We start from the raw sequence: 11,911 nt of genomic DNA, 5'->3' as shown, positions 1-11,911 counted from the left end.
GCTTAGATTCTATGCCTTGGTGATGAAAAATTGCACGAACTATCTAAGCCTGAGACTGCCGCGCATCGCCTTCGTCGGTCAGCCAGAAGGGGGCGGCGTCCCTCGAGACCATGGTTTCTGCCGCAATGGCTTCTTTGAGATCTTTGGGTAACACAAACATGGCCTCGATATAGGGTGCATCGAGGTGTTTGAGCGGTAGCTGCCGCTCGAGAATGCGGGCCTCGAGGGTGCCCTCGCTCAGGCCGGTTATGTCGACGGCATCGGAGGCCACAATAAAGCCGAAATTGAGCATAAAGCCGGGGATATAGTTGTGATAGCTGCGGGTATGCCTAAAAACCTGCTTGACCGTATTGTGCACAACCGGGTGCATCTTGTGATGGGTGAGCAGGATCATGCCTGCTTGCATGGCCATCAGCCCACCGGGGTTGAGCCGCTCTTTGATCAGCTCGTAAAACTCTACTGTAAAAAGCAGGCGGGCGGGGTTGTCTTCGCCGATGGGGTCGTTCAGGTCAACGATGATGACATCGTAGGTATCGGGGTGGTTGGCCAGCCAGCCTCGAGCGTCCTCGGTCACGATCTGGGCCCGCGGGTCGTCGAAGGCCCCCTGGTGCCACTCCGGCAGCAGGGTACGGGCCATCTCGACCAGCTCCCCGTCGATGTCGCACATCACGGCTTTTTCCACGCTGGGATGACGTAAGACCTCACGCAGCGTGGCCCCCTCACCGCCTCCCACGATAAACACCGTGCGGGGGCTGGGATGGGCCAGCATGGCCGGGTGCACCAGGGTTTCGTGGTAGATGTACTCATCTCGCTCGGTTGACTGCACGTCCTTGTCCAGCACCAGCACCTTGCCAAAAGCGCCGGTCTGGAAGATGAAATAGTCCTGAAACTTGGTGCGCCCCGCCGCCAGCACCTTGTTCATGCGGCGGTAGAGGGCCTCATAGGGTGTGACCTGCTCAAGAAAGTACATTCCGTATTGCATGGCGATTCCTCCAGTGGTGGGTTGCAGGCTGTCGGGGCCAGGACGCGTTAAGATGGGTCGCTGGCATGTGCAGCCTGGGCGCGGCGTTTGATCTCGTGCTCGTTGCCGCGCCAGAAGCGGAAGGCCGATTCCTCCTGGGCACCGAAGGCCCGGGCCAGCCCGCGCAGCACCGATTCGGGGTCTACGTCGTGTTTGTAGAAGTAAAGATCGAGCGCGGCCGAGGCCTTGTCCTCGGGCCAGGTGTGCATCATCACCGCGGCCACAGGCGAAAGCACCGCGGCGGAAAGCCCCTGCGGGTAGAACTTGTAGACCGTGGCTTGTACGCTTCCGGGAGGAGCGCCCAGCTTGAACACTGCGTCGCGCAAGGCCAGTTCAACCAGCTTGGGGTTTTCAAGCACTTCCAGGTTGCAGCCATAAATTTCGGCAACCCAGCGGCCTCCAGAAATCGTGCTCACGGCAAAATATCCTAGCATAGATAGTTGCCGATGCGAAATGTGGGTTGGATGGGCTACGATGCAGGGTGGGCGTGGGCGTGTTTTTGCCAGTTGAGGGCCCAGACGCTGTGGGCTATCAGCACCAGCAGAATTATCACCCCGAGCGCGTCCATGGGTTCAGCTCCGGAGAGCAGCCAGCCGAGGGGGCTTGGTGTGGGCAGCCCGGTGGTGCGGGTGAGCAGGTAGATGAGGGCGGTGAGGCTGCTGATGGTTTGCCCTGCCCAGACAAACGGACGGGCCTGTGCTTTGGGAACCATGCCATTGTGCATAAAGCCCAGCATCAGAATGAAAAACCCAGTAGCCATAAGTAATGCCAGGCCCCACAGCATAATTTGCGCATAAAAGAAGGCTTGGGGTTGCTCGAGCAGCCACCGATTCGGGCTGATGGCCCCACAGGGCCCCCCACCCAGCGGCGTGCCGGCCCATCCCAGGAGCTGCAGACCAAACGGCGTGAACATCAAAGCAACCAGCGCCCCGAGTTCCCGGTCGCGAATACCGAACATGCACCTATACTGACCTTCGGGCCGGGGTTTGCGAAGGGAAGAATATCCCGGCTTTTACAACTGGTTTTGACGGTTGTAGGCCAGAATATATTCGACCGCTTCAGCAAAGCCATCTTCGCGCACATGCCCGGTGATGTGCCTGGCTGCAGCGCGGATAGCCTCTACCGCATTGCCCATGGCGATGCCGAGCCCGGCCTCGCGGATGGCCTCGAGGTCGTTGTGGCTGTCGCCGATCATGGCGATTTCGCTCAGCGAGAGACCGTAGTACTGGGCCAGCCAGCGCAGGCCCGTGGCTTTGGAAACACCTTTGCGGATCACCCCAGCGATGACCTCGCGGGGGCTGATGTACTCGGCCAGATCGATGGAAGGCAGGGCGACCAGCTCGGGCTTAACGCTCTCCCACAGGCCCAGGTCGCCCACCACAAACCACAGCCGCACCAGGGTTTCTTCGATCTCCTCAAGGCGGGCTGAGCGGGCCTCAACCCCGGTGGTCTCGATATGCGATAGCAGCTCTGGGGGCATCAACCCTTCCTCGTAGTAGCGGCCCCCCTCAGCCCCCATCAGGTCGAAGGGCAGGGCATGGGCTCGAGCCAGTCCAACCAGCTCGCTGAGATGGGGCAGCGGATCCGCTTGCAGCGAGCGGCCTGTTGCATCGCAGACCGAGGCTCCATCGTTGAAAACATGCGCCCCGTTGGGTTCCAGGCGCTTGGCGTACTCGAGGCCGTACCCCCCCTGGGGCCGTCCCGTGCATACGGCGAACCTGAGCCCGTGCCGGCGGCCTTTTTCCACTGCTTCCCAGGCCGATGCTGGAACGCCCAGGCTGCGGCCGGCATAGAAGGTTCCATCGAGATCTAGGGCTACGAGTCTGATCATGAGGTTTTTTAGATAGTATTTTCACGAATAAGTTTTATCGTGAAAATAAGTACAAAGTGCTATGATCGCGCATGATTCTGAATTATCTCCAGGGCCTGCTCCAGGCCGCAGGCCTCAACCGGGCCAACCACCCGTTGCGCTGCTTGTTTAACCCGCTCCGGCGCGTTGCCCATGGCAATGCCCAGACCGGCTGCCTGGATTAGCTCGAGGTCGTTCTCGCCATCGCCCACCATCGCGCACCGACTCAGATCCAGGTCCAGCCGGGCCGCCACCCACTCGGCGGCAGCCCGTTTGGAGACTCCGGCGGCTGTAACCGAACTAAAGCCCACCCCGGGCATTCCCGGGCTGGTGGCCTCGTGGAGTTCCACCTCCGTCATCTGGGCAATCTGCGCACGCACCGCCTGCCAGGCAGGGGAGGCCCGCCAGACGAACTGCACCCGCACCACCTGCGCACCCACATCGTCTAGACCGCACACAACAGCCGGGCAGCCCAGCATGCTTTCGTGAAACACCAGGTCGGGGTGCTGGCTTTCACGGTAAAAACCGCCCTCAGCGGTATAGACCTCAAAAGGCAGACCATAGGCCCGGCTCAACGCAAGGAGCCGTTGGTAGACCGATGGGGGTAGCGTGGAGGCCTGTACCACCTCACCTTGTCCGGAGACCACCACAGCCCCAGACTCGAAAATGTGCAGGCCCGCAGGGTCTAAACGCTTGGCATACTCGAGCGCGAACCCTCGCCCCGGTCGCCCAGTACAGATGCTCAGGTGCAGACCGGCGGCTCGAGCCCGTTGAGCGGCCTCCCAGGCGCACTCGGGTACACCCTGGGGTCCAAAGAGCGTGCCGTCGATGTCGATCAGCACCAGTTGAATGGGTAGCCTGGAAATCTTCTGGAGCATCAGTCTGCAACCACCTTTACTTGGATGTTAGGCGCCTCCCCTGGGGGGCTTAGTTGGGGCTTCCGCCCAGCTCGATCACCCCGTGCTCGGCGATCACCGCCGTACCCCCGATGAACACCCCCAGGATATTGCCGGCTGGGCCGTATGAAACCCGCACCTCCACCTGCCCGGGGCCGCCCATGCGATGGCCCTGGGTTACGCTCAGGGATACCTCGCCCTCCCAGCGAGGCACCACCCCGGCGCGGGCCAGCAGGGCACCAAGGGCGGCGTTGGGCGAGCCGGTTACCGGATCCTCGGGGATGCCCAGGGCGGGGGCAAAGGTGCGCGCATAGAAGCGGCGGGGGCCGTAAGGCGCGTAGGCGTGAATGGTGGCTACCTCGAGCGCGTCGGATAGCTTAGCCAGTTGCTCCATGTCGGGCTCGAGGGCATCCACCAGCCCCGGGGCCACCAATGGCATAAAAAGCGTCCACAGGCCGGTGAATGTGATGCCGTAGGGCAGGCCGCGGTGTATGTAGCGCTCGTTGGCCCCCATCACCTCGATGACCTCTTGCAGCGCTCTCCAGGAAGGAGGGTCGCGGAAGCGGGGGCTGGGGCTCTGCACCATGGCCCGCCGATCGGCCACCTCAACCAAGAGCGACTCCCCAATGGTACGCAGATACAGCTTCCGCAGGCTGTTGGGTGGCTCGATTTCTCCCGAAAGGGCAACGGCCAGGGCCACCGCGGCATGTCCGCTGAACTCCACCTCACCGTTGGCCGCGAAAAAGCGCACCTCGAAAGTGGCGCCCTCCCAGTGGGTTACGAAAGCGGCCTGGGGCTGTCCTAGCTTGGCAGCCACCTGCTGCATCTCCTCGGTGGTTAGGCCCCGCGCATCCAGCACCAGGGCGACCCGGTTGCCGCCGCCCGGCACCTCGGTAAAGGCATCGACCAGATGGTAGGATATGCGCCCCCCTCTAGACATGCCTCACCCCATGCGTGTTTGCCAGTATGGAACGCCGGCCGCTCATACCTCACTCCGCACGGCCAGTCCCACTGCGGCCAGCTGCGCCTCGTCCACCGGGGCGGGGGCGCCGGTGAGGGTCTCCTTGCCCTCTTTGTTTTTGGGAAAGGCGATTACTTCGCGGATTGACTCCTCACCGGCCAGGTGGGCTACGAAACGATCCAGCCCCCAGGCGATCCCCCCGTGGGGTGGCGCGCCGTAGGATAGGGCCTCGAGCAGAAACCCAAACTTCTGCTGGGCTTCCTCTGGCCCGATGCCCAGCAAGGCAAACATACGCTCCTGCAGGTCGCGGCGATGAATGCGAATGGAGCCGCCGCCAATCTCGCTGCCGTTGAGCACGAAATCGTAGGCATAGGCCCGCACCCGACCGGGGTCGGTATCCAGCAGGTGCAGGTCTTCCAGGTTGGGGCTGGTGAAAGGGTGGTGCATATAGGTCCAGCGGCCGGCTTCCTCATCCCATTCCAGCAGCGGAAAGTCCACCACCCACAGGAACTTAAAGCCCGGCTCAATCAGGCCAAGCTGCCGTCCAAGCTCCAGCCGCACCGCTCCCAGGCTCTCGACGGTTTTGCGCCAGGGGCCCGCCACCAGCAGAAGGGTATGTCCCTCGGTGAGGCCCAGTTGCTCGGGTAGGTGGGCGGGGATGTAGCGGGCAATCCCGCCCGATAGCGCCCCGTTTTCGAACCGGGCCCAGGCCAGGCCGGCGGCGCCTTTGGTTTTTGCAGTAGCCTCGAGGGCCTCGATCTCCCGGCGTGATAGCAGACCTGGCACCACCAGGGCCTTGACCACCTCGGCCCCGGCGAACGCGCGAAACTCACCTCCCCTAAAGGCCTCGGTTACGTCCTGTAGCTCCAGCCCAAAGCGCAGGTCGGGCTTGTCTGAGCCGTAGCGGTTCATCACCTCGGTATAGGTCAGGCGGGGGAAGGGGAGGGGGGGTTCCTGGCCCAGGGTCTCACGCAGGATGAAAGCGGCCAGCTCCTCATTAAGCGCGATGATGTCCTCCTGGGTTACAAACGACATCTCCATGTCGAGCTGGGTGAAGTCGGGCTGGCGGTCGGCCCGCAGATCCTCGTCGCGGAAGCAGCGGGCGATCTGGAAATAGCGGTCGTAGCCAGCCACCATCAACATCTGCTTAAAAAGTTGGGGCGACTGGGGTAGTGCGTAGAAATGGCCGGGCTCGAGCCTCGAGGGCACCAGAAAGTCCCGTGCGCCCTCGGGGGTTGAACGGGTGAGGTAGGGGGTCTCCACACTGATAAACCCGTGCGCGTCCAGGAAGCGATAAATTGCCGCAACCACCTTATGCCGCAGCCGCAGGTTGTGGTGCAGGCGCCTGCGCCGCAGATCCACCACCCGGTTTCTGAGCCGCACCTCTTCGCCCACGTGTGGGTCGTCTTCGCCGCGCCAGCCCGCATCAATGGGGAAGGGCGGGGTTTTGGCTTCGGCCAGTACCTCGATCCGCTCAGCGATGACCTCCACCGCCCCGGTGGCGAGTTTAGCGTTGAGCTGATCGGCCGGGCGAAGGCGCACCGAGCCTTCTACGCGGATGACCCACTCGGCCCGCACCCGGTCGGCTTCGCTAAAACAGGCGGCTTCGGGGTTGACCACCACCTGGGCCAGCCCCTCGCGGTCGCGCAGGTCTATAAAAATCAGGCCACCCAGGTTGCGCCTGCGGTTGACCCAGCCTTCCAGCACCACGGTTTGACCGGCATGATGTTCGCGTAACTCCCCACAGTAAAGCGTACGACGCATAGGCTTTAGCATACCTTTTTGTGAAAAGTTATCAAAATCGAAGTGCGGTAAAGATTTTTATCACGAGCAGTATTTATCGTGAAATAAATAACAAATCTGGAGACCGCTGCCCGGCCTCACTTTAGCTCCGGGCCTTCGAATAGGCTGTGGAGCTGTAGGGGCTCGAGCGCCCTTTGCTCGCCGGTTTCCAGGTGTTTCAGGGTAACCACGCCTCGAGCCCGCTCGGCCTCACCAATGAAGCCCACATAGCGAGCCCCTTTCTTGAGGGCGTCCTCGAGGGCCTTGCGTGGGCTTTTGGGGGTATAGCCGATCTCCACATGAATTTTAGGCCGGAGCTGCTCGGCCAGGGCCAGCACCTCGATTTTGGCCGCCTCGTCCAGGGGGGCCAGGTAGAGGGTGGGGCTGGGGTCGGCCGGCAAAGCCACCCCTTCTTGCTCGAGGGCGATGGCCAGGCGCTCAACCCCAATGCCGAAGCCCACACCGGGCAGCGGCGGGCCGCCCAGCATCTCCGACAAACCGTCGTAGCGGCCGCCACCCCCCAGGGCCGACTTGGCCCCAATCCCAGCGTGGTGCACCTCCCAGGCGGTGCGAACGTAGTAGTCCAGGCCCCGTACCAGGCTTGGATCCACCGTGTAGGCGACCCCCAGCCGATCGAGGTAGTTGCATACCTGTTCGTGGAATTTTTGGGCTGCCGGGCCGAGAAACTCCAGCATAGGCTTGGGCTGTAGCTCAGCAATGAGGGCCTGGTCGCGCTCGCTTTTGGAGTCGAGGATGCGCATGGGGTTGGCTTCGACCCGAACCCTCGAGTCCTCCGATAAATCACTGGCATAGGGGCCAAAAAGCTCCCGCAGGTACTGGTTATAACGCACGCGATCCTCGGGGTCGCCCACCGAGCCCAGCTTGACCTCGAGGTTGCGGAGGCCCAGGGTTTTGTAAATTCGCACCATCAGCGCGATGGCCTCGGCGTCCAGCAAGGGATCCGACAAACCCAGGGCCTCGTAATCGACCTGGTGAAACTGCTTGTAGCGGCCTTTTTGCTGACGTTCACCACGAAAAATAGGCCCCCAGGTGAACAGCCGAACCGGCTGGGGCCAGACCTTCATGCCGTGTTCGTTGAAGGCCCGCACGATGGCCGCGGTCGGTTCGGGGCGCAGCGCCAAAAGCCGCCCACCCCGATCTTCGAATACAAACATCTCTTTCTTGACCACGATGTCGGAGGTAAGCCCCACCCCCTTTTGAAAGACCTCGAGGTATTCGAAAATGGGGGTGTATACCATCTGAGCCCCGGCTCCGCGCAACACTTCCTCGGCGGTGGATATGATGTAGCGAAAAACCGGCTCTCGAAAAGGGTACTCCTTGGCCTGGGCGAAAATGTCGTTGGTTCCGGGAACGGCCTTCAACATACGCCCTATTCTAAGCTGAACGGGCGTTTTTTCGGCCCGGCATCACCCCTCCGGCGGGTCGTTGATGGATTCGCCTGGGATTTCGCTCTTATCGGCGTACATCCGCTGGTCGGCAAGCTGTAAAAGGGCTTCAGCCGTCTGGGCTTCAGTAGGGAAACTGGCATAGCCGATATTGGCCGAAAGGCAAACCCCGCCCATGCAAATCTTTGAGATGGCCTCGAGGATTCGAGCCCCTACCACCCCGGCCACCTCCTTGGGGGTCTGGGGCAGCAGCACGGCAAACTCATCCCCACCCCAGCGGAAGACCATATCGCCGGCCCGCTGGGTCTGGCTAAGCGCTCGAGCCACCGCCACCAGGGCCTGATCGCCCATAACATGGCCCAGGCGGTCGTTGATGGGCTTAAAGTTTTTGAGATCCACCACCAACAAAGTGAGGGGGTACTGGTAGCGGGCTGCCCGCTCACACTCCTCTCTAAGTCGCCGATCGAAGGCCCGGCGGTTATACAGGCCCGTTAGACTGTCGGTGAGGGCGGCTTTTTCCATGGCTTCGCGGCTTTGCAGCTCGTGGGTCAGGGTGGCAATGGGGGTGGAGAATAGCTGCACCGCGTTCAGTGAGTCCTCGGCGAAGGCCTCGCTGTCGTGAAGGCTATCCAGGTTCAGATAAGCCAGCACCTTTCCCTGGTGGCTCACCGGCAGGCACAGGTTGGCCGCGCTGCCCTTTGGCAAAAACTGCGACTGGTGCAGAATGCGCGGCTGGCCCCGCAAGGCCAGGCCCCTGTCGTGTCCGTACCATTTTAGAAACTCGGTTTCGCTCCAGCGTTGGTCGCAGGCCCACACCGGGCCCACCGCCGCCTGGCATACGAATTCACCCCCCTCGCGCACCCACAAACTACCCGCATCGCTGCCAGGCACCAGCTCCACGGCGGCCTCGAGGATGTGCTGGTGTACCTGGTGTGAGGGGTAGGACCAGGCCTCGGTGAGCAACCGGTTAATCCGTTGGTAGAGCTCCTCTAGCAAAACCCGTTCCAGGGCAGAACTGAGCAGCCGCTCCACCCCCAGGAGTATCTCTTTTCGGCTGCGCGTCCAGGCCACCTGCTTTCGACTGCCCAGCACCAGCACCACCCGGCCTTTCATGGCATCGCGCGTATGCACCGGGTAGGCCACCAGGCTTTCAAAGCCCAGCGCCTTCAGCTCCGGAATGGCCTCGGGCAGGCTCGAGTAATGCTCGGAGAATTGAGCAGCACCCGACTGATAAGCCTGCCAGGTCAGCCCGTGGGTGTAGGGGAGCCTGCGGGCCAGCGGTGTGAGCCGGGGCCTTAACTCTCGAGGCATGCGCCAGGCCAGCCCGTGCATGGCCCCCTGGCGGTACTGAAAAATCGCTCCGGCCTCCATATCCAGCGCGGGTATCAAGTAGCGCAGCACATCGTCGGCTACTTTTTGCTTATCGCTGGCCGAGGCCAGTTGGTCGGCCACTTTTAGCAAGAGCCGGCGCAGCTCGAGGTTGTGCAGGTGCTCGAGCTGCCGACTGATGGCCTGGGCCAGGCGAAAAAACAGCTCGCGTTCCTGCCGACGCCAGGCCGCTTTACCCAGAAACTGCAAGACCGCCACGGTTTCGTCGCGTATGCGCAAGGCGACGGCCAGCTCGTGAAATTCCGGCTGCGCACCGGGTGCCCGCCAGCCAACCAGGGGAGCCCCCCGGCGGTCTTGTACGCTTGGAGTGCTCCAGTAAACCTGGCCTGGCCCCTGCAAAGCCTGCTGCACCAGCGGGCTGGGGGCCTCGGGTGGCCGGGTTCCCGAATCTTCCAGCAAGGTTAGTCGGCCGCTGCCTGAAGGCACCCAGACCAAGAGCCGGCTACCCTGTAGTAGCTGCGCGAGCATGGCAGGCAGTTGGCGCAGGAGCTGCTCGCGGTTTCCAAAGCGGGGTACAACCTCGAGGCCCTGTAGAAACACATCCTGTAGCTGCGCCATCTGGCGGGCCTGTTGATGCGCTTTGCGCAGGCTGCGCCCCACCTGATCGGCCAGGTAGGCCGATAGCAGCAAGATAACCCCCATGACCAGATGATCCAGGGGGTTGGTGCGAAAAAGAACCAGCGCCAGCACCGAGCCCAGAGCCGAGGCCAGACCCACCCCCAGCCCATAAATGCTGGTGGCTACTGCAGTGAAAAACATCATCCACGGCAGGGCATAAATGCCTTCCCGGTCTAGGGCATACACAGCCACAACTGCGAGAACAGAGCTCACCAGAATGATGGGGTAGGGCAAGACCATGATTGGTACACCGGTCGCATCTACTCTATCAAAGTTTTAGATTGCCCACGATTAAAGACTGTGTCATGGACGGGTGTCTTTGTAACGCTTGCCGGTGATTAATGCACCAAAAAATCGAATTCAGAAACCTATTATGCCGCTCATGAGGATTGTCTCATTCGTTATGGTCTTTGTAACGGCCTGGAGCCTGGCCCTTCCGCTGGACGTGCCCAACGATCACTGGGCGGCCCCAGCGGTGGAGGAAGTCGTCAAACGTGGGTGGTTGCAGGGCTACCCCGGTGGTACCTTCCGGGGCGAGGTGGCCCTCGACCGCTACCAGCTCGCCACCACCCTGGCCAGGGTACTGGCCGACAGCCCGCTGCCCATACGGGAAGCCGAGGTGCGTTTTAAAGATGTTAAACCCAACCACTGGGCCCTGCCGGGCATCCGCCGGATGGTAGGGGAGGGGCTGGTGCAGGGTTTCCCCGACCAGACCTACCGGGGGTCGTCGGTGCTGACCCGGTACCAGCTTGCGGTGGTGCTGGACAAGCTGGCCCAGAACCTGGAGATTGCGCCCCCGGCCAAGGCTATGCGCCCAGGCGACCTGCCCGGCGGCCACTGGGCAGAGGCGGCGGTTTTACGAATGACCGCCCTGGAAGTGCTGCCATTGGGCTCGGATGGCCTATTCAGGGGGAATGAGCCGGTGAACCGTTACCAGATGGCCCGGGCTCTGTGGCGCATCGGTCAGCTCACATCCGCAGGCAACTCGGTACCGGTTGGTTCACCCGTTGCTGCGAGCAGCCCGGTCGCTGGGTCGCCTGGGGTCGTTCAGCAGGCCCAGGCCCGGCCAGCCGCAGCAGCCAGTGGCGCCGAGCCGCTCACCCGGGTGCAGACCGTTCAGCCACCCGAGGCGCAGCAGAGCACGCCGTTGGCCGCTGTGAGCGCGGTTGCTTTGCCGTCCGAATGGGCTGAGGCTTCACTCGAGGCCAGCTTGGTGCACCTGGGGCAGGCGCGCCCAAGCGGCCGCGCCTGGGCCACCTTCAAGTACAACGATCGGCAGGCCATGGGCCTACTGCGGCTCGAGGAGAAACCCATTTTGGAAGCCTTTTATCCGCTCAACGAGGCCGTATCGGTAGCCAGCGAGGGCTGGGCCTGGCTCGAGGGTGGACAGAAGCTTATGCGCCTCGACCTGAAAAGCCAGACCGCGCGTTATTTCGGCCCCATCGGCCAGCGCGAGGCACGAGAAGCCCTGCCGCCCGTTTTTGCAGCAGGGGTGGAGCAGGGCCTGCTGGGCGGGGTGGCCCTGGATGAAAGCCGCAACTACCTGGCGCTGATCAACGGTCGGCCCCTGTGCTTACCCGACTGTACCAAGGCCGCGGAATCGGTGGTTTTGCGCCTGGTGTTGCTGGGCCTAAACCCGGACGGCCTGTTTGCTGAGTATGCCTACCTGCTCGAGGCGCCCGGCAACCGCGTGGTGGGCCTGGCCTGGCCCAAGCCAAGGCTGCTTTTGGTGCACGAGCACGACGGCAAAACCAGCCGCATCTTTGCGGTGGATCTCAACGAGGCCGACGACCTGGCCTTCACCGAGTGGGACAGCCCGGAGGCGGGCCTGGAACTGAAGCCGCGGGTAAAGCCGGTGGTGAAGAAACTGGTGCTCGAGGCCCCCCTGGAACGCCCCAGCGGACTGGCCATTCTGAGCCCGACCGAGGTCGCCACAATTCAGAACGGCCTCGTTCGGCTGCGCCTGGAGAAACCCCTGTGGTAAGTGTA

At 62.5% G+C, this 11,911-nt stretch carries 10 protein-coding genes; 1 reads left to right on the top strand and 9 read right to left on the bottom strand.

Annotated features, from left to right (window positions below; all coding sequences use genetic code 11):
- Positions 1–43: 43 nt before the first annotated feature.
- The 9 genes from speE to MRUB_RS07905 form a co-directional block, all read right to left on the bottom strand.
- Positions 44–982, bottom strand: coding sequence for a polyamine aminopropyltransferase (gene speE, locus MRUB_RS07945; protein ID WP_013013829.1), 939 nt, complete (start codon positions 980–982; stop codon positions 44–46).
- A 47-nt stretch (positions 983–1,029) separates the two neighbouring features.
- On the bottom strand, positions 1,030–1,437 hold the full coding sequence (locus MRUB_RS07940; RefSeq protein ID WP_015586912.1) for an S-adenosylmethionine decarboxylase family protein: 408 nt from the start codon (positions 1,435–1,437) through the stop codon (positions 1,030–1,032).
- A gap of 53 nt (positions 1,438–1,490) precedes the next feature.
- Positions 1,491–1,979, bottom strand: a complete 489-nt coding sequence (locus MRUB_RS07935) for a hypothetical protein (RefSeq protein ID WP_013013827.1) — start codon at positions 1,977–1,979, stop codon at positions 1,491–1,493.
- 54 nt (positions 1,980–2,033) lie between these two features.
- Positions 2,034–2,852: an HAD family hydrolase gene (locus MRUB_RS07930; RefSeq protein WP_013013826.1), complete on the bottom strand. Its 819-nt coding sequence runs from the start codon at positions 2,850–2,852 to the stop codon at positions 2,034–2,036.
- 59 nt (positions 2,853–2,911) lie between these two features.
- Positions 2,912–3,748, bottom strand: a complete 837-nt coding sequence (locus tag MRUB_RS07925; RefSeq protein WP_013013825.1) for an HAD family hydrolase — start codon at positions 3,746–3,748, stop codon at positions 2,912–2,914.
- A gap of 49 nt (positions 3,749–3,797) precedes the next feature.
- On the bottom strand, positions 3,798–4,706 hold the full coding sequence (locus MRUB_RS07920; RefSeq protein ID WP_013013824.1) for a PhzF family phenazine biosynthesis protein: 909 nt from the start codon (positions 4,704–4,706) through the stop codon (positions 3,798–3,800).
- 42 nt (positions 4,707–4,748) lie between these two features.
- The gene (aspS, locus tag MRUB_RS07915) at positions 4,749–6,491 is read right to left on the bottom strand and encodes an aspartate--tRNA ligase (RefSeq protein ID WP_013013823.1); all 1,743 of its coding nucleotides are present in this window, start codon (positions 6,489–6,491) and stop codon (positions 4,749–4,751) included.
- Between the two features lie 116 nt (positions 6,492–6,607).
- Positions 6,608–7,894 (bottom strand): histidine--tRNA ligase, encoded by a 1,287-nt coding sequence (gene hisS, locus MRUB_RS07910; RefSeq protein ID WP_013013822.1) that lies wholly within the window; start codon positions 7,892–7,894, stop codon positions 6,608–6,610.
- A gap of 42 nt (positions 7,895–7,936) precedes the next feature.
- The gene (locus tag MRUB_RS07905; protein ID WP_244403969.1) at positions 7,937–10,135 is read right to left on the bottom strand and encodes a sensor domain-containing diguanylate cyclase; all 2,199 of its coding nucleotides are present in this window, start codon (positions 10,133–10,135) and stop codon (positions 7,937–7,939) included.
- Positions 10,136–10,304: 169 nt separating this feature from the next.
- On the opposite strand from MRUB_RS07905, the gene MRUB_RS07900 reads away from it, so the two are divergent.
- A complete protein-coding gene (locus MRUB_RS07900) occupies positions 10,305–11,906 on the top strand; it encodes an S-layer homology domain-containing protein (protein WP_160143426.1) in 1,602 nt (533 codons plus the stop codon).
- Positions 11,907–11,911 lie beyond the last annotated feature (5 nt).

The organism is Meiothermus ruber DSM 1279, assembly GCF_000024425.1.
Classification (GTDB): Bacteria; Deinococcota; Deinococci; order Deinococcales; family Thermaceae; genus Meiothermus; species Meiothermus ruber.
Note: the sequence above shows the minus strand (reverse complement) of the source record. Positions and strands in the feature narration are given on the sequence as shown.